The 21,494-nt window shown below is 58.9% G+C and carries 18 protein-coding genes and 2 pseudogenes; 9 read left to right on the top strand and 11 right to left on the bottom strand.

Annotation, left to right across the window (positions count from 1 at the left end; genetic code table 11):
• Nucleotides 1-207: 207 nt before the first annotated feature.
• From M3I56_RS37595 to M3I56_RS37615, 5 genes and pseudogenes are all read right to left on the bottom strand, one after another.
• Nucleotides 208-843, bottom strand: a complete 636-nt coding sequence (locus tag M3I56_RS37595; RefSeq protein ID WP_254358291.1) for a LysR substrate-binding domain-containing protein — start codon at nt 841-843, stop codon at nt 208-210.
• 69 nt (nt 844-912) lie between these two features.
• Nucleotides 913-1,092 (bottom strand): annotated as a pseudogene (locus M3I56_RS37600) (LysR family transcriptional regulator); the annotation flags it as partial.
• A gap of 258 nt (nt 1,093-1,350) precedes the next feature.
• On the bottom strand, nt 1,351-2,484 hold the full coding sequence (locus tag M3I56_RS37605) for a porin (protein WP_254358275.1): 1,134 nt from the start codon (nt 2,482-2,484) through the stop codon (nt 1,351-1,353).
• Nucleotides 2,485-2,582: 98 nt separating this feature from the next.
• A complete protein-coding gene (locus M3I56_RS37610; protein ID WP_254358276.1) occupies nt 2,583-3,839 on the bottom strand; it encodes an APC family permease in 1,257 nt (418 codons plus the stop codon).
• 141 nt (nt 3,840-3,980) lie between these two features.
• Nucleotides 3,981-4,760 carry a cyclase family protein gene (locus M3I56_RS37615; protein ID WP_254358277.1) on the bottom strand — a complete coding sequence of 260 codons (780 nt, stop codon included), beginning with the start codon at nt 4,758-4,760 and terminating at the stop codon, nt 3,981-3,983.
• Nucleotides 4,761-5,336: 576 nt separating this feature from the next.
• Between M3I56_RS37615 and M3I56_RS37620 the strand changes: the two genes are divergently transcribed.
• On the top strand, nt 5,337-6,245 hold the full coding sequence (locus tag M3I56_RS37620) for an AraC family transcriptional regulator (RefSeq protein ID WP_254358278.1): 909 nt from the start codon (nt 5,337-5,339) through the stop codon (nt 6,243-6,245).
• Between the two features lie 11 nt (nt 6,246-6,256).
• Here the strand turns inward: M3I56_RS37620 and M3I56_RS37625 are convergent, their stop codons facing one another.
• Nucleotides 6,257-7,144: a LysR family transcriptional regulator gene (locus tag M3I56_RS37625; RefSeq protein ID WP_254358279.1), complete on the bottom strand. Its 888-nt coding sequence runs from the start codon at nt 7,142-7,144 to the stop codon at nt 6,257-6,259.
• Between the two features lie 345 nt (nt 7,145-7,489).
• On the opposite strand from M3I56_RS37625, the gene M3I56_RS37630 reads away from it, so the two are divergent.
• From M3I56_RS37630 to M3I56_RS37655, 6 genes are all read left to right on the top strand, one after another.
• Nucleotides 7,490-9,121, top strand: a complete 1,632-nt coding sequence (locus tag M3I56_RS37630; RefSeq protein ID WP_254358280.1) for a GMC family oxidoreductase — start codon at nt 7,490-7,492, stop codon at nt 9,119-9,121.
• 35 nt (nt 9,122-9,156) lie between these two features.
• Nucleotides 9,157-10,596 carry an aldehyde dehydrogenase family protein gene (locus M3I56_RS37635; protein WP_254358281.1) on the top strand — a complete coding sequence of 480 codons (1,440 nt, stop codon included), beginning with the start codon at nt 9,157-9,159 and terminating at the stop codon, nt 10,594-10,596.
• Between the two features lie 45 nt (nt 10,597-10,641).
• Entirely contained in the window at nt 10,642-11,892 is a 1,251-nt protein-coding gene (locus M3I56_RS37640) for a methylaspartate ammonia-lyase (RefSeq protein ID WP_254358282.1), read from the top strand.
• A gap of 103 nt (nt 11,893-11,995) precedes the next feature.
• The gene (locus M3I56_RS37645; RefSeq protein ID WP_254358283.1) at nt 11,996-13,174 is read left to right on the top strand and encodes a CaiB/BaiF CoA-transferase family protein; all 1,179 of its coding nucleotides are present in this window, start codon (nt 11,996-11,998) and stop codon (nt 13,172-13,174) included.
• 14 nt (nt 13,175-13,188) lie between these two features.
• Nucleotides 13,189-14,046 (top strand): CoA ester lyase, encoded by an 858-nt coding sequence (locus M3I56_RS37650; RefSeq protein ID WP_254358284.1) that lies wholly within the window; start codon nt 13,189-13,191, stop codon nt 14,044-14,046.
• Nucleotides 14,047-14,185: 139 nt separating this feature from the next.
• Complete coding sequence (locus tag M3I56_RS37655) at nt 14,186-15,601, top strand: amino acid permease (protein WP_254358285.1); 1,416 nt, start codon at nt 14,186-14,188, stop codon at nt 15,599-15,601.
• Nucleotides 15,602-15,719: 118 nt separating this feature from the next.
• Here M3I56_RS37655 and M3I56_RS37660 read toward each other — a convergent pair whose 3' ends face one another.
• The 3 genes and pseudogenes from M3I56_RS37660 to M3I56_RS37670 form a co-directional block, all read right to left on the bottom strand.
• On the bottom strand, nt 15,720-16,439 hold the full coding sequence (locus M3I56_RS37660) for an HAD family hydrolase (protein ID WP_254358286.1): 720 nt from the start codon (nt 16,437-16,439) through the stop codon (nt 15,720-15,722).
• Between the two features lie 70 nt (nt 16,440-16,509).
• Entirely contained in the window at nt 16,510-17,085 is a 576-nt protein-coding gene (locus tag M3I56_RS37665; protein ID WP_254358287.1) for an ureidoglycolate lyase, read from the bottom strand.
• Nucleotides 17,086-17,184: 99 nt separating this feature from the next.
• Nucleotides 17,185-18,292, bottom strand: a pseudogene (locus tag M3I56_RS37670) (branched-chain amino acid ABC transporter substrate-binding protein).
• Nucleotides 18,293-18,611: 319 nt separating this feature from the next.
• On the opposite strand from M3I56_RS37670, the gene M3I56_RS37675 reads away from it, so the two are divergent.
• Nucleotides 18,612-19,709 carry a hypothetical protein gene (locus M3I56_RS37675; RefSeq protein ID WP_254358288.1) on the top strand — a complete coding sequence of 366 codons (1,098 nt, stop codon included), beginning with the start codon at nt 18,612-18,614 and terminating at the stop codon, nt 19,707-19,709.
• A gap of 2 nt (nt 19,710-19,711) precedes the next feature.
• Here M3I56_RS37675 and M3I56_RS37680 read toward each other — a convergent pair whose 3' ends face one another.
• Both M3I56_RS37680 and M3I56_RS37685 read right to left on the bottom strand, forming a co-directional pair.
• A complete protein-coding gene (locus M3I56_RS37680; protein ID WP_254358289.1) occupies nt 19,712-20,053 on the bottom strand; it encodes an H-NS histone family protein in 342 nt (113 codons plus the stop codon).
• A gap of 69 nt (nt 20,054-20,122) precedes the next feature.
• Nucleotides 20,123-20,821 carry a glycine zipper 2TM domain-containing protein gene (locus tag M3I56_RS37685; RefSeq protein ID WP_254358290.1) on the bottom strand — a complete coding sequence of 233 codons (699 nt, stop codon included), beginning with the start codon at nt 20,819-20,821 and terminating at the stop codon, nt 20,123-20,125.
• A gap of 467 nt (nt 20,822-21,288) precedes the next feature.
• Between M3I56_RS37685 and M3I56_RS37690 the strand changes: the two genes are divergently transcribed.
• On the top strand, nt 21,289-21,494 hold a 206-nt coding region (locus M3I56_RS37690), incomplete at its 3' end, for a helix-turn-helix domain-containing protein (RefSeq protein ID WP_375541695.1).

Consider the following 21,494-nt stretch of genomic DNA (forward strand, 5'->3'; position numbering starts at 1 on the left):
GTACCGCCAACCGAAACCACACCTTTCGTTTCGGTCCACCGAACACGCATTTCGGTGGGGTGAACAGCCGTTTCGGCAGGCTGAACACCGATTTCGGGAAGATGAACACGCATTTCGGAGCGCCGAACACCAATTCCGGAATTCTCCGAAACCGTTCGACTTCAAGCGAAACGGTTGTTCATCTTCCTCCGGAAACACTGTTCGACTTCAACCGAAATCCGTGTTCGGCTTCGCCGAAATACGCACTGAGAGCGATAGTGGTTCGTCTCGCACGCAGACATACATCTGCCGCAGCGCCCATTCGTCGGCGAGCGGGACCAGCTTCAAATTCAGGCCGAGTCCAAAAGACTGCGCCGCGGCTTCCGGAAGGATGCCCAAACCCATGCCGGCCTCAATCATCCTGCAGATTGCTTCGAAGCTCTTAACCTGTACGCGAAGGCGTAGTGGTTTTCCGGCGATTGCTGCTGCCTCTTCCAGCACCTTTAGCATCGCCGTATTGCTTTCAAGCACGACCAAATCCTCGTCGAGGATGTCAACAAGACGCAGACTATCGGCTGAGGTGCTGTAGGAGTTCGGCAGCACGGCAACGAGCTGGTCCACCTTGTACGGGTAGCAACGCAATCCCTCAGCGGCGTGTTGTCCTGGAAATGCAACTCCGACGTCGACTGCTCCCTCGCGAAGGTCGCGAAGGATTTCGACGCTGAGTCGCTCTTGCACTTCGACCTTGATGTCCGGGCAGACTTTCGAGAATGACGCCAGGCCGTATGGGAGGTACTGGCTGAGTGCGGACGTGTTGGCATGCAAGCGCACGATGCCGCGCAGGCCTTTGGCGTAGTCGGTCATGTCAGCCCGCAATCGGTCTGATTCCCGAAGCATGAGGCGAGCGTGAAATGCAAGTGCCTTTCCTGCTTCTGTAATCTCAGTCCCGCGCGGAGTCCGGACGAGCAATTTGACTCCGTACTGGTGTTCAAGAAGCGCGATTCGTCGGCTAGCCGCAGAGAGAGCGATATGTGACTGCTCCGCGGCCTTGGACAGGCTCCCGCTGTCTACCGCCCGGAGAAAAAGAGATAAGGAGACCAAATCCGGCAACATGTCATCACGCTCAATTCAACTTGCGACCGACCGACGGCCTCAAGGTACGTCATTAAATAGAGTCTCTCGCCTCGTTTCAGCGCGGAAGCTTACGTCGCACGCAAGGGGAGCGTTCAAAATATGCGGAGGCAGTTCCGCCTTCTTTCGCCTAAGTCCGTCGAATAAAAAAAGCACACGTAGCAAACTTGACGTCGCTACGTGTGCCAACGCCTCTCGCAGGCAGGCTGGAGCTTAGGTTTCCGTTTCTAGCTGCAACGCTTAGAACGTGTGTCGCAAGCCGACAACGGCGATTGCCTGGGACGAACTACCCGAATTGATGTCGAATGAACCAACGACTGCTTCCGCGGGACCGGAGCCATTCTCGCCAGAGGCGTGCGTGTAACCGGCGATTGCGTAGACGTCCGTGCGCTTGCTCAGGTTGTAGTCGGCGCCGAGGCTGAACATGTTGTATTTCGCAGAGGAGTCGCCGCTAGTCTTCGTATAGTTGTAGCCGGCTCCGAGCGAGAAGGTCGGCAGCACTTGCCAGATGCCGAACACGGAAGCGTTCTGAAATTTCTGCGACGTCGAGAATGAAGACATCGCATCGGGGTTGTACTGGGTGAAGCTGTACGCGGCCCCGAACGTCACGCTGGAAATGACGTATTGCCCCGCGACGCGCGCACTGTTCACCGAACGCGCCGAAGAATACGCACTATTCACCGCACTGTTGTAAAGCGAGTCGGCCGACCCGGACGGACGGGTCGTCAGGCGAGCGTTCCCATAGTCGATGTGCATGTAGCCAGCGGCCGCGCTGAACGAACCGCTGCTGTAGCCAGCGGAGGCGCTGTACGTTTGACCCGAACCGACTGAGCCCGCCAGGCCACCGAACGCGTACAGCGCCTCGAGAGTGACCCCACCCCAGGACGGGCTCGCCCATTTGACGGCGTTGTTGATGCGAATGCTGTTGTCGTAGTTATCGAAGTCACCCGGCGGGGCGAAGATTGCGCCGAAGTAATTGTCACCAGTCAGTGGCTGTACCTGGTCCACGATAGGGTCATACTGACGGCCGAGGGTCACGGTGCCGAACTTGTCGCTGCTGATGCCGACGAATGCCTGGCGCCCGAACAGCCGGCTGTTCTGGCCGAGCGTGCCGTTCGTCGGGTCGAACCCGTTCTCGAGCTGGAACACCGTCTTGAGACCGCCGCCGAGGTCCTCGCTACCCTTGAGACCCCATCGTGACCCCGCGAGACTCCCCGACATTGTCGTGATTTGGGTGCTGTGTCCGCCGGAGTTGTGAACATAGGCCAGGCCCGTATCGATGATGCCGTACAACGTCACCGAACTCTGGGCGTGTGCAGCCGTACTGATAGCGACGATGCACAGAGCGGACGACTGAAGTGCAATTTTCTTCACGACTCGAATCTCCAAACTGATTGTTGAATTTGTGTATTGATTTGCATGCACGTGCGCGCTCGCCAGAGTCGGAGTTCCGACGAGCGCGAGGTTCGCTACTAGACTTCGAGGCTGATGTCACGACGCATCACACGCGTGAGAACGAGGTAGTACACGACGCCGACACAGAACCAGCCGATTCCCAGCTCCCACGTAGCCGCGCCCATCGAATAGAGGACGTAGGCGAGGATGCAGAAGCCGATGACAGGCGAGACGAGGTGCTTGAAGAGCGCACGCGAATGCTTGCGGCCGATGTAATGCACCACAACCGTGACGTGGAGAATCATGAAACCCGTGAGTGCGCCGAAGTTGACGAAGTTCGTGAGCGTGTCGAGGTGGTCAAGGAAGCCCAGCGAAATCGCCAGCGAGACGATTGCAACGAGTACCAGAGCAACGTTCGGCGTCTTGTACTTCGGATGCACAGAGGCAAGGAACGACGGCATCTTGCGGTCACGGGCCATCGAGTAGAGGAGGCGGGCAATTGCTGCCTGCGACACGATGGAGCACGACAGGCCGAAGGTGATGGCCGTCGACCAGGCGGTGAGCAAGGCAAGAGGTTTGCCGCCCGCGAGTTCGGCAATCTCGTAGAAGGCGGTGTCGGCCGATTTAAACTTCATGCCGTTCGCGAGGTCACCAGCAATCCACGTTTGCGCGACGAACAGGCCACCGGCGAGGAGGAGTGCCGCGATAGTCGCATTGCCAACGGTCTTTTTGCTATCGCCCTTTACCTCTTCCGCGAGTGTCGAAATCGCGTCGAACCCGAGGAAGGAGAGGGCGCAAACGGATACCGCGGAGAAGATAAGCTCGCTCTTGAAGACTTCCGGCTGGAAGAGCGGGTTCAGCGTGAGGCGTCCAGCGCCGACGCCGTGGTAGAGCGCATACAGGCCAACCGCGGCAAAGATGGCAAGGACCAGCATCTGTGCATACATGAAGAACTTGTTGACTGCTGCGGTCGCCTGGACGCCGAAGTAGTTCGTCGCTGTGCCAACGCCAAGGAATACGACGACCCACACCCAGCGAGGTACGAGCGGAAAGAGCTGCGAAAGTGCCGCAGCTGCGACCACGTAGGTCAGCGCTGGAATAAGGAGATAGTCGAGGATAAGCATCCAGCCGGCGATGAATCCCGCCGTATCGCCGATGCCCCGTTGTGCGTATGCGTACGCAGACCCTGCGATGGGGAAATCTGCAGAGAGCACCTTGTAACTGAGCGCGGTGAAGAACATCGCGACCATGCCGATGATGTAGGCAAGGGGAACCATCCCGCCCGAGGCATCGGATACGTAGCCATAGATTGCGAACGGCGCGATGGGAATCATGAAGACGATGCCGTATATCACGAGGTCGGCGAACGTCAGGCTACGCTTTAGCTCTTGCTTGTAGCCGAAAGAATCGGTGGACATGGTGCAATTCCTTCCTTGAAAGCGACGGAGTCGGAGAATTTGCGGAGACGGTCGGATTTAGACCGGCGCGATAGCAAAGACGCGGGCGGGGAAGCCGGTGGCGCCGCCGATTTTCGGGAAGGCCACCACTACGAGCGCGCCGACCTCGGGGACTTCGCTGAGATTTGCGAGCAGCTCGATTTGATAGCGGTCCTTGGACAGGACCAGACCTTCGAGCGAGAAGTCCGAGCGCGACGTCGCAGAGCCGGGGTCGGTATCGAGCGTCTCGTGGCCGCACGCGGTCGCGGCGCGCTCGTCGAAGAGGTAGTCAATGACTTCGCGGCTCCAACCCGGCGTGTGTGAGATGCCCGCAGCGTCGCTGTTGACCATGCTGGCGTGGTCCGGCCAACGCTTGGACCAGTCCGTGCGAAGCGCGACGAATGCACCGCGAGGAATGGCACCGTGTCTTCGCTCCCAGTCGATGACATCATCCATCGACACGGTGTAGTCGGGATTCGCCGCAACCTTCTCGTGGATGTCGAGAACCACGAGAGGAAGAAGCTGTTCCCTCACTCCAAGTTGGTCGAGCGGGCGCAGGCCGCCATGGAAGTGGGAGGGCGGGTCAACGTGCGTACCCCATTGCCCGACGTGCGTGAAGACATGCGCCTGGAAGCCGTGCTGGTCGAGATTGAAGAGCGCATCGCGGCTCATCTTGGTGAAGCCTGACCAGAGCGGTGTCGTTTCGTCCGCGGTGTGTGTGAGGTCGACCCAGCGGCCGGTCTTCAGAATTTCGTGAAGTGTCCACAGTGGGTTATTTCCCAGCAATGCGAGCACTTCTGTAGCAGTGGTATGTCCCATCGATGTCTCCGAGAGTTCAGTTGTAAAAACGCGTCGTGAGTCCTTGAAGACTCCGTCCTGTATATGTATTTAAATAGGAATGCTTATAAATTTATAGTGATGCCGTACGCTCATTTCCTTTTGTTCAAGACGCGTGTCTGGTGCTTCGACTGCCGACTCGCGAGAACATAAGCGTCACACGTGCCCTGTCTGAATTCACACTGGCGGTTTGCTTTCGGGTTGCCGACGCCGCGGTTGTTTATCCAGTGGACTGGAAGTTAGTCGATGGGTACAAAGAGCGTCAATGCTACAAAATGCATTTCAGCGGTTTGAAATTCGCCATGGCCCGAACGTGAAAACGACGTCCGTTTGGTGTCAAAAATGGCTACGGGAATACCATTAATCGCCTGTACAAATCAGACAGAGGCTTGTAAGGTCGCGCGGCGAACATGCGGAGAGCATTTAAACACACGCTTAAACAAGCGCATGAAGAATGCGGGACGCTGGGAATGGCGGCGCCTGGTTGACAGCGCCTTTTGAGTGTGCTGCGATTCGCAGACGGGGCATGCGTGTGCAGTGCCGCATAGGAATGGCGTCATGAGGCAATTGAACGACTGGGTACGGTATGCAGACTTCTATCGGAAGTCCCCGTATTCGATATTCCCTCAAGAACATCGCGATTCTCCTGGTCGTCTCAACTTCCACATGATTACGGTGGAGCAGGGTGACCACGAATTCGTGGACCCGAGCGTCCCTGAAACGGTGGTCGCGCTCCCGCTCACCGCTTCCCCGGACAACACCTGGTCTTGGGATATGGGGAACGGTTGGCACAGTGATGCCGCCGCGCCGGGCCGCATGCTTGTCTTGCCCGCGGACAACGCAAGCCGCTGGAAGGTCAAAGGAAACCGTCGCCTCCTATTGCTGACGATTCCTTCGTCGACAGTTCGCCGAATCCTCGGTCCAACGGCCCCGGACGGCTTGACTGAAGCGTTTCTGCCACTTGCGCAAGCGACGTGGGAGGACGAGTTTATTGCTCAGTTGATGACGCGCTTGTGGGAAGCGTCAGCAAGGGGGCATGTGACCGACCGACTGCTCGTTGACGGGGCGGTGACCACAATCGTTGCCCATCTCCTGCAGCGCGCTGGTTCACTGGAGCGACCGGAGAAGTACGTCGCACTTCCACCCTGGAGGCTTAAGCGCATCGTCGAGTATGTCGACTCATGTCTGCATGAGGAAATCGACATCGTGACCCTTGCCGAGATGGCCGGCCTGAGTGTTCGTCACTTTTCACGCGCTTTCAAGGAGGAGGTGGGGGAGACGCCGCATCGCTGGCTAATGGCGCAGCGCGCCGAACGCGCGATGGCGATGTTGAAGGCCGGGAATATGCCGCTTGCCGAAATCGCCAGCGCATGCGGGTTTGCCAGCCAGAGTCACTTCACCCGGGTCTTTCGGCAGGTCACGGGCGAAACGCCGCGGCGCTGGTTCCATTCGACAAAGTGGGAGTGAATGCCGGCGGCCTAAGCAGCGCGTTTGGACCACGTCCCCACTGACGCGACAATGTGTTCGTGCATGGCTTTCGCGGCCGGCGCCAGAGCCTCCCGGCTCAATGACGCGAGGACGATTGCCCGGCTTTCAGCGGGATAGAACGGGAAGACCTGGACCGAGCTTTGATAGTGGTGCAGGGCCAGCTGAGGCATTACGGCAACGCCCAATCCGCTCTCCACAATCGCGATAATCGCGGCGTCGTCAATCGCACGCGCGCTCGATTTGACGGAAATCTTGTGGCTGGCCAGCAGCTGCTGGGTTTCCTTGCCATACCCTTCGCCTTGCAGAACGACGTTGTGTTCTGCCAACTCTTCGACAGTCATGTACGCCGTGCTCTTGGGAGCAAAGCCGGGTGGGGCGATGCAAACAAGCGGGTCTGCATACAGCGGCGTCACATCCAGGCCCGGCGCCGCAGGCAACGTAATGAAGCCCAAATCGACCTGACTCTTCGCTATCCATTCGGCAACGTCGTCGTAGCCACCCTGCTCGATGATGACGTCGATTTTGGGGTACAGGTCGGCAAACGAGCGAATGATGTTGGGAAGCCACGCGACGCTGACGCTGCTGAATGCGCCGATGCGGACGGTCCCTGCTTCAAGCCCCAGAAGCTTCGAGGCCTGCTGCCCCAACTTCTCGTTGCTCTGCAGGACTTCCCGCACGGTCGGCAAGAGAGCTTCGCCTCCTGCGGTCAAACGCACGCCGCTGCGGTTGCGCATGAAGAGCGTGAAGCCAAGTTCCTGCTCGAACGAGGCTAAGGCATGGCTCACAGCAGATGGCGAAAGGTTCAGCTGATGGGCTGCAGCCGCAAAGGTGCCCCGTTCGGCGATGGCGACGAAAACCTCGTAGGCGTTCAGTGACACGGGAAACCTTTACATGAAAAATTTGCACTCATAGATGTAGTAAATCGAATCTTTGCATGTCATCGTCGCGTCATCCAATTCTCGCAATTCGACGCACTTCCTTCTCGGCACTGGAGGACAGGGTTGTTTCCATGCGAGGTGGAGATTAGGGTTTGCCTGTAGCTGTTCGTTAGATGAAGAATTTGCATCTAAAGGTAAATATAAATCTCTTTTTCCGGGGTGTCGATTTCCCTACCATCTCATCATGGCAGATGAGTTTCAGCCACTGCTGTGCGGGTCGCCGCTGGCCAAAGCGCGGTGTCGCGTGGTTGTTGGCGGCATGACGATGGAAAGAGAGGAAGAAGTGTGAACGCAAATAGTGAAAACGCCACCTACGACTACGTCATCGTAGGCGCCGGCTCGGCCGGGTCGGTTCTTGCCGCCCGTCTGTCTGAGGACCCGAACGTGAAGGTCTGTGTCCTCGAGGCTGGTCGCAGTGACCTGCGCCCTTACGTTCGCATTCCTTCTGGCTTCGTCAAAACGCTGACCCAACCGGAAATTACCTGGCAATTCAAAACGGAGCCTTCGGAGGGCAGCGGCGGCCGCAAGATTTCGACGACTCAGGGTCGCGTCATCGGTGGCTCCAGCTCCATCAACGGCATGATGATTGTGCGCGGGCAGCCGGGCGACTTCGACCACTGGGCGTCCCTCGGGAATCGCGGTTGGGGCTACGACGATGTACTGCCGTACTTCGCGCGTTCGGAACGATATACGGGCAAGGGAAACGGCACCGTTCGTGGTCGTACGGGTGAGATTCCTGTCACCCCGATGGACTGGTTTCACCCGGTTTCAGAAACGTTCATTGAGGCGGCCGTAGCTGCGGGCCACAAGCGGAACCCCGACTACAACTCGGGCGACCAGGAAGGTGTCGGGTATTTCCAGCGCACCATTGAAAATGGTTTCCGGGTCAGTGCCTCAGTCGCATTTCTGGCGCCGGCGCTCAAGCGTGGCAATGTCGAATTGATTTCGGGTGTCCGCGCGAAGCGCGTCCTGTTCAACGGGAAGCGAGCTGTTGGGGTCGCGTTCGTGCGCAGCGAAGGAGGCGAAGAGTCGGTGGTGCGTGCGCGCCGCGAGGTCATCGTGTCGGCTGGCACCGCGAACACCGCGCGACTGCTACAGATTTCGGGCGTCGGCCCAGCGAACCTGCTTCAGTCGCTCGGAGTTCAAGTTGTGCATGCGCTGCCGGGCGTCGGCGAGAACCTCGGTGACCACTACTCCGCGCGCATGGTGATGCGTGCGAAGCCCGGCACCGTTACGCTGAACCAAATGGCGCGAGGCGTGAGCCTGGGCTGGCAAATCATGCGTTGGCTCGCAAAGAAGCCCAGCGTACTCACGCTTACCCCCTCCCAGGCGCACTTGTTCTGCAAATCGGCGCCGAACGTCGAGACTCCCGACTTGCAGTGTGTGTTCGTGCCCGGGAGCTACCGGGAAGGCAAGCACTACGTGCTGGACGACTACCCTGGCGTGACTGGTGGCTGGTGGCAACACCGTCCGCTGAGCCGTGGTTACGTACGTGCGCGCTCGACAAATGTGTTCGAAGACCCGGTCATTCAGCCGAACTATCTCGCGCACACGGTGGACCAGGAAGTCATGGTGGCGGGTCTGAAAATCATCCGCGACCTGCTGCACTCACCGACGCTTTCGAAATATCTCGTTGAGGAAACCGTCCCTGGGACCAGCATTCGTACCGATGAGCAGATGCTCGATTTTTGCAGGGCTCACGGGTCGACCGGTTTCCACCTCGTCGGCACTGCGCGTATGGGCCCGAAGAGCGACCCCATGTCCGTAGTCGACGATTCGCTGCGCGTGCATGGCCTCGAAGGCCTTCGCGTAATTGACGCCTCCGTCATGCCGGCAATCACGTCAGGGAACACCTACGCGGCGACGCTGATGATTGCCGAAAAGGGTGCCGACCTTGTCCGCGGCGTGTGCGCATAAGCCGAATTAACTCAATTATTTTGCAGGAGACGGCCATGGCCGCACAGAATCTTGACGCACATTTGCTCATTGACGGACGCTGGCAAGAAGGCAATTCGGGCTCGCAACCCAATATTGACCCGGGCACTGGTGACGCAATTGGCCTTGTCACCCTTGCTGATGCGACTCAGGTGCAAGCCGCACTCGACGCGGCGCAGCGCGCATTTCCCGCATGGAGTGCGCTGACTGGTCAAGCGCGTGGCGCCATCCTCAAGAAAGCGTCGGCACTGCTCGCCGAGCGCCTGGAAGAGGTCGCCGCCGGACTGCTGCTGGAGTCGGGCAAGACGAAAGCGGATGCGACTGGCGAGCTTCGTCGTACGGTCGAGACGCTTGCGTGGAATGGCGAAGAAGCCAGCCGTATCAGCGGCAAGGTTCATCAGGGTATCGTCGCCGGCAGCACGCGTTTGTCAGTGCCGACGCCTCTCGGTGTCGTCGTCGCAATTACCCCGTGGAATTTTCCCGCAGTGCTCGTCGGCCGCAAGCTCGGTGCGGCGTTGGCCGCGGGTTGCACGGTGGTGCTCAAAGCTTCGGAATTCACGCCGTACAGCGCACGTGCCATCGTGCAGACGCTGGTCGACGCCGGCTTGCCGGATGGCGTTGTGAACCTCATCTACGGCGACCCGGCTGCAGTGAGCGAACAGCTGCTTGCATCGACTGTCGTGAAGGCGGTGTCCTTCACTGGCTCAACGCAAGTCGGAAAGCGTCTGGCAGCTCTCGCAGCGCCGAACCTGATTCGACCGATTTTCGAACTCGGCGGGCACGCTCCGGTCATCGTCTGGAGCGACGCGGACATCGAAAAGGTCATTCAGGTGACTGCGCCTGCCAAGTTCGGCTCGGCTGGGCAGTCGTGCGTAGCGCCGACGCGTTATCTCGCACACCAGTCGGTTCATGACGCACTCGTCGAGGCCCTCGCGGCAAAAGCGCAGACCTACAAGCTTGGTCACGGCAACGAAGAGGGCACGACGCTGGGCTCCGTTGCGCATGCTGGCCGCGTGGCATCGTTCCTTCAGCTGGTTGACGATGCAGTCGCCAAGGGCGCGGTAATCCGCACTGGCGGAAAGAAAGTTGACCGTCGCGGGTTCTTCGTCGAACCGACCGTCCTTTCGTCCATCTCGAGCGACGCGGAGATTCTGGTCGAAGAGCCGTTCGGGCCGGTCGCAACCGTTCAATCCATCAACTCGGTGGACGAAGCCATCCAGTTGGCGAATGCCGGCCCGTACTCCTTCGCGGCATATGTATTTACCGATTCCATCGCCGTGCGGGACAAGCTCGTAGCAGGTCTCAATGCCTCGAATATCGGTGTGAACCAGACGGCGCCGTCGCTGCCTGACGTAGCGCTTGGAGGCCTCGGAAACAGCGGTTACGGATACGAAGGCGGGACCGAAGGCGTACTCGCGTACATGCATCTTCGCTTGGTCAGCCAGTCGGCGGCCTAAGAAGCTACGGCGCATTCACAACTCTTTCGACGGTCAGAAATCACTATGTCCAGCGTTACCATCCAGAAGGTTCTCGCGAGCCCCGGTGTCGGCTCGTTCTTCTTCGACGACCAGGCGGCCATCAAGGCTGGCGCCAAGCGCGACGGCGCCGCATACATCGGCAAGGCGCAAACCCCGGGCTTCAAGGCTGTCCGCGAGCCGTCCGAATCCGTTTCGGTCATGTTCCTGCTCAGCGACGGCTACATCGCCAAGGGCGACTGCGCGAGTGTCCAGTACACCGGTGTCGGAGGCCGCGAGCCGCGCTTTCACGCAGACCAGCTCGCTGTGCAGATTGAACAGGAACTCGCTCCGAAGCTCGTCGGTCTCGACGTTCGTTCGTTTCGCGAGACAGCAGTATTCGCCGAGAACGCCATCGACCAGATGTTCGCTGCCAAGCGGGCTGCCGCCTATGGGGTCTCTCAAGCACTCCTCGACGCGGCTGCGCATGCTGCCGGTCACCATCTGATGGCGCAGGTCATCAAGGATGAGTGGAAAATCGAGCGGCCTCTGGCCGCCGTACCTATCTATGGCCAGTCAGGCGACGAGCGCTACACGAACGTCGACAAGATGATTCTGAAGCGCGTGCCGGTCATGCCGCATGGTTTGATTAACACGCCCGACCTCGTCGGTGCAGACGGCGCGGCGCTGGAGACGTACATCAACTGGCTGCGTGCTCGCATCGAACAACTGCGCGCGTCCGAGGACTACCAGCCGGTCATTCATATCGACGTCTACGGACTCATCGGTGCAGTTGCGGGTGGCTCGGTCGAAACCACGGCCGACATCATCCAGCGCTTCGAGCGTGCAGCCGGTCCGCACGAACTTCGTATCGAGCATCCCATGGATGCAGGCGGTCGCGATGCCCAGATTGAGACGCTCGGGAGCCTGCGTCGCCTGCTCAAATCGCGTGGCAGCAAGGCGGCAATCATGGCAGACGAGTGGGCAAACACGGCCGAAGACATCCATCTGTTTGCAACAGCGGGTGCCGTGGACATGATTCAAATCAAGACGCCAGACCTCGGCTCGCTGCACAACTCCATCGACGCAATCCTCGACTGCCACAAGCATGGCGTTGGCCCTGTGCTCGGTGGAACGTGCGCCGAAACCGATGTATCTGCACGTGCCACCACCAACATCGGTGTGGCGACTGGGGTGACGCAGATGCTCGCGAAGCCGGGGATGGGTTTCGACGAAGGTTTCAATATCGTTTTCAACGAGATGAATCGCGCACTCCGCATCGCAGAACTGCTTCGCTGAAGCAGTTCCTTCAACGGTCCGCGATAGTCCACGCGGACCGGCTGATTGAGGCGGTCATTCGCGTCCCTCCCGTAGATTGCACCAGACAGTAGGAAGATTGAAAATGACAGGTCCGCTCGCCGGAATTACGGTCGTCTCTCTGGAGCAGGCGATTGCAGCTCCCTTTGCAACACGACAATTAGCGGACCTTGGCGCCCGCGTTATCAAAATCGAACGCCCGGGAGTGGGCGATTTCGCGCGGGCCTACGACGACAGGGCCAACGGTATATCGTCGCACTTCGCGTGGACCAATCGCTCGAAAGAAAGCCTTACTCTCAACACGAAACACGATGGCGCTGACGTAATCCTCCACGCGCTGCTCGCAAAAGCAGACGTCTTCGTGCAAAACCTCGCACCGGGTGCGACGGGTCGTATCGGCCTCGACTACGAGTCGCTGAAGGACCAATACCCTGGCCTGATTGTGTGCGATATCTCGGGATATGGGAGCAACGGGCCGTACACGAACAAGAAGGCGTACGACCTGCTCGTGCAGGCAGAGGCGGGCTTCCTGTCAGTGACCGGGACGCCGGACGATATGGTCAAGGCGGGTTGTTCCATCGCGGACATCGCGGCAGGGATGTACGCCTATACGAATATCCTGGCTGCGCTCATTCAGCGACGCAAGACAGGCCGTGGCTACCGTATCGACGTCTCAATGCTGGAGTCGATGGCAGAGTGGATGACCTTCCCGCTCTATTACGCTTTCGATGGCGCATCGCCGCCTCCGCGCGCTGGCGCTTCCCACGCCACCATTTACCCCTACGGCCCGTTTGAAGCGAACGATGGCAAGACGGTCATCCTCGGGCTGCAGAATGAACGTGAATGGGCCAACTTCTGCGAGCTTGTCCTCAAGGCGCCCGACCTCGCTACGGATGAGCGCTTCGAGACGAATGCGAAACGGAGCCAGAACCGCACAGAATTGCGCGCCATCATCGACCAGGTTTTCACGGGTATGAACAGCGATGAACTGGTAACCCGGCTGGATGCTGCGGATATTGCGAACGCTCGCGTGAATGACATGGCGGGCGTGTGGGAGCATCCGCAGCTCAAGGCTCGCGAACGCTGGCGCACGGTCGATTCGCCTGTCGGGAAAATTCCGGCGCTGATTCCCCCGGGCGGTGTCTCTCCCGAAGCGCGTATGGACCCGATTCCTGCTGTCGGCCAGCATACGGCTGGCATCCTCTCCGAGCTTGGCTTTACGCAGTCGCGCATTGACGAGCTTCGGGAAACTGGCTGCGTTTGACAGGAGGGATAGAGATGAAGGACCTTAACAATGCGGTCAGCTTCCTGTTCGTCCCGGGCGACCGTCCGGAGCGCTTTGAGAAAGCCGTTCGCTCCGGAGCGGACGTCGTTATCGTAGACCTCGAAGACGCGGTATCGCAGACGAACAAAGCGGCAGCGCGCAGCGCGGTTCTCGAAGAGTGGGAGTCGTTGAGCGCGATTGCAAACGAAACGAACGTAACTCCGTGTATTCGCATTAACGCTTTGCGCGAAGAAGTGGCGCGACATGACGTTGCCCTATGCCACCTCCTGAAACCGTCCCTGGTTATGGTGCCCAAGGTCGAATCTCGGGATGACCTGAGCATCATCGCAAGGGAAGTGCCAGATGCTGGCGTGTTGGCGCTTATCGAATCGGCGACTGGCGTTCTTGAGGCCAGGGCAATTGCGACGGCACCCAATGTCGCAAGGCTCGTGTTGGGGTCAGTGGACCTGATGCTGAATCTTGGCGTTACGAATGACCGCGAGCCGCTTGACGCGAGTCGCTCGATGCTTGTGCTTGCATCGGCTTCGGCAGGCATCGGTGCGCCGGTCGATGGCGTTTGCACGTCAATCACTGACCTCGACCTCGTGAAAGCCGATACGGAACGTGCGCGCTCCTTCGGCTTTGCAGCCAAGCTGTGTATCCACCCGAAGCAGATTGCAGCGGTCGCCGCCGCGTTCAGCGTTTCGGACGAAGAGTTCGCGTGGGCATCGGAAGTCGTTGCGGCTTCGAAAGCCAGTGCGGGAGCGGCGACGACAGTCAACGGCGCAATGATTGATTTACCAGTCTTGCTGCGCGCACTCCGGATAGTTGCCAGACGGAACGAGGCTGCACAGGCTGCTACATCGAGCTAGCAGCTCAGCTAGCGTTCACACACGCGCGCCGGTTCGCGGCGCCAAACCAGGCTTGGGCGTGGTCCCGATTGCCCGAATGGGCAAGGGGACCGGCTGCCCGGAACGCCCCACGAAGAATTAGATTGGAGACAACTCGGTCATGCAAAGCTCTGAAAAAGGGGCGGGCGGTGCGCTGCACCGCGGCCTCGGCAATCGCCAGATTCAACTGATGTCGATTGGTGGCGCAATCGGTACGGGCCTGTTTATGGGTTCGGGAAAGACAATCAGTGTTTCGGGAACGTCGATACTTATGACGTACATGACAATTGGATTCGTCCTGTTTCTCACCATGAGAGCGATGGGTGAGATTCTGCTTTCGAATCTCGAATTCAAATCGTTCTCGGACTTCTGTAGTCACTATATCGGCCCGTGGGCGGGGTACTTCATCAGCTGGTCGTACTGGCTCACGTGGATTGTGGTTGCAGTGGCGGACTGTACCGTCATCGGAGGCTATCTTCGCTTCTGGTTTCCGACCTTGCCGCTCTGGATACCCGCGGTAGCCGTTCTGACGACACTTCTTGTCCTCAATCTCGTCGCTGTCCAGATTTTCGGTGAACTCGAATTCTGGTTCGCCTTGGTGAAGGTCGTTGCAATCGGTGCCCTCATCATCGTAGGGCTGTTCATGATTTTCGGCGGCTATATGGCGCCGACGGGTGTTCGCGCCTCCTTCGGCCATCTTGTCGAACATGGTGTCATGTTCCCGTTTGGCATCTCGGGATTCTTTGCCGGCTTCCAGATTGCAATCTTTTCATTTGGCGGCATCGAACTCATCGGGACGACAGCTGCGGAGACTCGTGACCCCCATCGCAATCTGCCGCGTGCAATCAATGCGGCTCCAATACGCGTCCTCCTTTTTTACGTGCTGGCGCTCGCTTGCATTATCTCGGTATCGTCGTGGCCGGAGATTGCTGCGAACAAGAGCCCGTTCGTCCAGTTGTTCATGCTGGCCGGTTTCCCCGCGGCAGCCGGCGTCATCAACTTTGTTGTCATCACGTCGGCTATGTCTGCGGCGAACAGCGGTGTATTCGCCACGAGCCGGATGTTGTTTGGCTTGGCTGCGAGCGGACACGGCTCCAAATTTTTCCTGAAACTGTCGCGCTCGGCAGTTCCGATGCGCGGCCTTCTGTTCTCGAGTGCCTGTATGTTCGCGGGCCTTTCGGTGCTGCATTTCATACCCGAGGTGATGGGCGCGTTCACCATCTTGACCACGGTCTCGGCAATCCTTTACATCTTTGTGTGGGGGATGATTCTCGTCGCGTATATGCGGTATCGCCGTCGCGACCCCGAACTTCACCGGAAGTCTGCCTATAAGATGCCTGGGGGGCTGTTCGCCGCCTGGGTGGGTCTCGCGTTCTTCGTCGCGATGATTTGGCTTCTGGCGCTGGAGCCCGACACTGCACAGGCACTTCGTGTGATGCCCGCGTGGTTCCTGGGACTTGCAGTGATGTACCGGGTCAGGAAGGCGAGGCGTGGCACGCCCGCGGCGACCACGGCTGCTCAACTCAGCGTCGACTAGTCCTCACCCTCGCGCATGCCCATCACAGCCAAAAGCGCAGAGGTGCCGCAAACACGTTGCACAGAAGGTCACGGTGCAAGAGGGGGGCAGGGTGGGTGTCCGCCGAGCGAGCACACCATCAAAATTTGTCCGGTCCTCCGACGGCCAGACAGAGCATCGACAAATCGTTGATGACTAGATGGCGCCCCTGCGCAATCGGCTGCGACGGGACGGCGACGCTGTGTTCTTCCCGCCGCAGCCATGCTGCCTGGAGGCCGGCGCCCAAGGCTCCTACAACATCGAGGTCGTAGTCGTCGCCGACGTGGAGCATCTCGGCCGGCGCAATGCCCGCGGCGCACGCCGCCGCATGGAATATTCCGGCGGCCGGCTTCGCGATTCCGAGTGAACCAGCGCTCAAAGTTAGTCGGAAGAATTCGCTTCCGCCCGTCATGCGTAGGTCAGCATTGCCGTTGGTCACCGCAATTAAGGGAAACCGGGCGCTGAGCCATTGAAGGGCAGGCATGACGTCGTCGTAAAACTGCACTTCGTGGCGTGCAGCGACGAAGATTCTGTAGGCATCGTCGGTCAGCGAAACGTCTTCGCCTGCCATTTCCAAGGCGAGTCGAATTGAGCCAATTCGCAACGCGCGAAAGTCGCCGGGGAGTCCCGGCTGCGAGCGCTCGTAGTCGTCTCTCAAACGGCCAAGCGCCTGACGTGTCGACAAAACCGTCGCAACTCTCGGGGCCTGTTCCAGGAGCCAGGAATGTAGCGTCCCCTCCGCCCGCTCAACGACAGTCTTGAAGGACCACAGGGTGTCGTCAAGGTCGAACGAGATAGCCGATACTCCACTTAAAGACATACCGAACTTCCGAAAACTTGTACCAGGCTTTGCATTCGTTTTCTGCGACCAAACTGCTCAATAGCCCATTCTATGTGAGACTTGATGGGGCGCTATCATTTGGCGCGCCGGCACTGCCCTGAACGACCTTGCGTGGGCAGATTGGTATCCGTGTGCTTTCGCTCATCGGCGAGCCCGTATGCAGATGAACAATCAGGTCAAAGGAAGTAGAACGCCTGGAAAGCAAGAGGGCCGTTGCCGGGCCGGCGAGCGCCCGTGTAGCGTGCCAGCACCATGGGCGAATGCACGTGCCCATGCCCACTGGAATCTCGAACGCCCTGAGTGAAGTCATATTCGGAACCCGGGTGGGCTCCGAAGTCGCGACAACCTGAATCAGCGGCGCCGTCAGCGGCACAGTCACCTGTTGCGTCAAGTGCCGTGCTTCGAGTCGTCGAACCAGCTCGCTATCGTCGCCGAAACTGGTCCACAGAATCTCCGTTTCGTTTGCCTCGCCGGCGTCGAAAAGATGCTCGCGCCATATCGAAAGAGTTTGACTCTGGAAGTACGGGTCGTCGCCCGAGTTCGTAGTTCGCCTTCCCAGCACCCAGCCATACGGGGCAAAGGCATCCGGGGTGAGCGCTTCGACAGAAATCAGAGGGATGGACATGGTAAGGATTGCGAGGCTGCACCCAATGGGTGTCGAACTCAAGAGTGCTGACCGGGGGCCGGGCGACCCCGGAGTTTCTTTGGGGGCGCCCGGCCGCGTTCACATCTTGACTTCGTCGAGGAACGTCTTCTTTCCGTCCCGGTAGCTGTAAATCGTGATGACGCCGTGCTTCAGGTCACCCTTTGTGTCGAAGGTGGTTTCCCCCGTGACGCCTTGATAGTCCGTGGCGGGCATGGCCGCGAGGATTTTCGCCGGGTCGGTGGAGTTCGCGCGACGCATCGCGTCCACGAGGATGTAGACCGCGTCATATGTGAACGGCGCGTAGATTTCCATCCCTTGATTAAAGCGCTTCTGGTACTTCGCCTTGAATGCACTTCCTCCCGGCATTTTTTCCGGCGCGGTTCCCGGCTGTGAGCAGACTACCCGCTCCGCGCCGCTACCCGCCAGGTCAGGCAGCTTGTCGGAGCAAACGCCATCGCCGGCAAGGATTTTTGAACGCAACCCGAGTTGTACTGCTTGCTTGCTGAACGGGCCGCCTGTCGCGTCTTCGCCGCTGTACATGATTGCATCCGGGTTCTCGCCCTTGATTTTCGTCAGAATCGCGCGGAAGTCGACCGCCTTATCGTTGGTGGCGTTCCGGGATGTCACATTGACGCCCAGACTCCTGACCGTTTTCTCGAACTCATTTGCGAGACCCTGGCCGTAGGCTGTTTGCCACCGACTTGATGTGCAACTGCTTGACCGCATATTCGGCCAGCGCCGGACCTTGCTGCGCATCGGTCGCAACCACACGATACGTTGTTTTGAACCCCTGTTGCGTGAAAACGGGATTGGTCGACGATGGTGAAATTTGCGTGACGCCCGCGTCGCTGTAGATACGGGAAGCCGGAATGGATGTTCCGGAGTTAAGGTGTCCCACCACAGCAACAACCTTGTCGTCGACAAGCTTCTGCGCGACTTGAGTTGCAGTCTTCGGGTCAGCCGCGTCGTCCTGTGCGTCGAGTCGTAACGTAACCTTCTGACCAGCGATTACCAGCCCCTTCGCGTTGATTTCCTCGACGGCAAGTCGTGCACCGTTTTCGTTGTCGTTGCCGAGGTGCGCAATCGCACCGGTAAGCGGGGCGACATGGCCAATCGTCACCGTTTCGTCGGCGTAGGCACTTTGTGTCAAACCAGCAACTGCCACGGTGCTAATTGCCGTGGCCATCAGAAGTCCTGATTTCATCCTCTTTCTCCTCTTTCGTCTAACAACCCCAAACCGTAGGCATTCAAGCCGACCCGGATTCCTGATGTTCTTGCGACGACGTTGTCGACATCGATTGCATGACTTGCTCTCCAGTCACAACATCGCCGGCACCCATCATTGCCGAGTCGTAAATCGTCGAACACATGTTGTCGCGGAAGGGAGCAACGCGAAGGCTGCTTTAGACAAAAGCTGTCCTTTCTGGGATAAGAAATCCGGCGTCCTGTGAACGCGCGCATAATACTCAAGCCAGTCAAGACGTAACAAACCGGGACAACGCACCATGTCACTCTTGAAAAGACTATTCGGGATTCTGGGAGGGGATTCTCGGGCGGCAGTCGAACCAAAGCTCAAACAGTCACCATCCGAGCAGCCTTCCAGGAAGGCGGAAAAGGCGACCGCCGCCTCTGCTGCCGGGTCTATCCGACTCCCATCAAAGATTGACGACCTCATGGATTTCGGTCTGGCGAAGCACTCGCTCAACAAGCGATGGTCCGTCGGCTACTGGGACCCCGGTCCGGACGCACACCTAAATCGAAGGAAATCTGTTCGACTTCGCGACAACACTACTGGTCGCGTCGTTGCCGAAGTCAACGACCTTGAGCGGCCTTTTTCCGTTGATGTTGCAGACAACGGGATATTTGGTGTCAACGACGCAGGACCGTCCGCGGAGCTGTCCGCCAATCTGGTTATTTTCGATGCGGGCGGGAAGAGGGTGTACGGCCGCGCATACAAGGCGAACCTGTTCGGGTTCAGTATCTCGCCCTGCGGCCGGTATGTCGCGAGCCAGACCTGCAATTCGTCGAACGAAGATAGCTCTATCCTTGAGATACATGATGTTGCTCAGCAGCGAGTGCTCGCCTCATGCATGCCTGTCGCGGGCTGGACCTCGGAATACACGTTTGAAATCGAGGATGGAGAACTTAAACGTGTATTCGCAAGAATCGACCGACTGGGGCGGTTCGCTTACTCGCCGACTGGCGAGTTTTTGGATGCAAAGAAGTTTATGACCGCGCGGCTCACTAAAGGCGACCCGTGGACACGCATTAGGGCCGCGGGAGAACTGGTCCAGACCGACGAGTCCGTAAAAGCAGTGAAGCGGGCCTATGATGTCGTTGACGCAACGATTTCTGCTTTTCAGCCAGGGCAGGACAGTAGGTGGCTGGCAGGTGCCTATCGCCTTAAGGGCGAATTGCTGGAAAAGATGGACAAAGCAGGCGACGCAATCGAGGCTTACCGCGCTGCACTAGGGCTCGATGCAAAGATTGGAGTCAAGAAGCGGTTGGCCGCGATGGAGAAGGCTGCTTCGCAGCAGCCGTCGCTCAAGGCGCCGGCTGGACACCGCGAAGACGGAACTGGTTCAGGTGAAGTTCAACGCTGAGTTCAGGCGCTGGAGGTGTGTTCCTGGGGCTTTGTTGCAAGGCGAGTGCCAGCAAAAGGGTCGTTGCGCCAGTCCACTATAGGCTTGCTGGTAGGTTCTGGTTCAGCAGGTTCGCTAATTTCGAAATGCTGTAGCGATTGCCCCGCCGCCGTCGCTTGAACAACCCACTGGGGCGGCGCTCCTTTGCCGTCCCAAGTGTGGCCAGCAGCGTCCCGATAGCGCGCCGCGCGCAGTCGCTCTTGGTCCGCGGCGATAGAAGCGGCGACATCCTCTGGGTCGATTTCAAGCTCAGCCATCTTGCGCCGAAGATAGGCCACTATGCTTTCGCGTTTCCGTTCATCCATCTGGTTGTGCTCGCCCTGAATGCAATCCTTGAGCAGGTAATCGCAGGTTGCCAGGATGACACAGGCTGATTACGATGCGCTCAGGGAGTCGCCCGAGACATGAACGCGCTCACCCACCTGGACCGGTGGCTGTGTCGAATAGTTGAAGTTTCGGTAGCTGCCGTCCTGCATCCTCACCTGCACCTGATAGCTCGTCGCCTTGCGTACAGCATGCTCAATGCCATTGCCCGCAAGGCCACCGCCGACGGCGCCGGCAATTGTCGCCAGAACGCGACCGCGACCCGCGCCGACCTGATTTCCCAGCAGCCCACCGGCGACTGCCCCGCCTACGGCCCCGAGACCCGTTGTCGGTTCGGGTTCCTGTACCGTATTGATGGCAACGACTTCGCCGACGTTCGGGTCAACGGCGACTTGTCTCGGAGCGGATTGTGCCGACGACTGATATGCGTCGCCGCTGTTCGCATACCTTGGGGGCTGCTCAACCGACACATTATGGTGATGACGGACGCGCGGTTGGGCGGGCGCTTCTTCCCGGGTGACGCGCTGCTCCACGTTCGGTTGCGGCGAAGCAACCGGAGCACTGGCGATTTGTGCCGCGACCGGTGTAGCTTGCGTCGGAGGCACTGTCACGGCTCGGGACGTCGGAAGAACGCCTGTCATTGCCGCGATACCTGTCGCGCTGGCGAGGATAACTGCCACGGCTGCGCCCGCAACCAAAGGGTGAATGCGACTACGAGGGGATGAACTGGAAGTCAGGTTGGTACTCATGTCGCGCTCCGTTGATGTGTGCCTGCTAGAACGCCGCAATTGACACAGTGGTGCACCGGAGGAGTGTGAGTTTTGTAAGCAGTTGTAGTGCTCTCCTGAGAGGCGAAGGGAAAGCGTCTTCGAGAGCGGATCGTTAAAGCGTCAAGGACGTCAGTTTCGTTTCCCGGTCCTGATAATTCTCTGGTTGCGTCTCCGGTCCGTCGCGCCAATAGTCCAAGGGGTTGACTTGGCGGGGTACTTGCGTCGCGCTGCCCGAGGTTCATTGTGGCCAGAGAGTAGTCCAGTCGCTCGACTCAAGCCGAACGACTGGCGCTAACACGGCGATGCAAGTTACCTTTGCGAGGAAATACTAGGCCGCTTTTCCCCGATACGGCGAAAATTTTTCGACCGTGGTCCGCTCGAATCCGACCTGAAGCGTTCATTCCTAGTCCATTGCGTCATTGAAAAAGCACCTTATTTGGTATTCAATGAAACGCATGGAAAAGATGAATTTGACCACGCTTGAGCGCAAACAATTGCTGTCAGCAACTCGTAGCCAAACGGTGCGCGCAGCGGACGCGCGGCGTGCACGGCTGATCTTGATGCTTGATGAAGGCGAAGCACGTGAGGCGATCATGCAGCGGCTGCGATGTGACTCGCGCTTCATTACCCGTTGGTCGAGTCGGTTTTTGGC

The organism is Paraburkholderia sp. CNPSo 3281, from assembly GCF_024206515.1.
Taxonomy (GTDB): Bacteria; Pseudomonadota; Gammaproteobacteria; order Burkholderiales; family Burkholderiaceae; genus Paraburkholderia; species Paraburkholderia nodosa.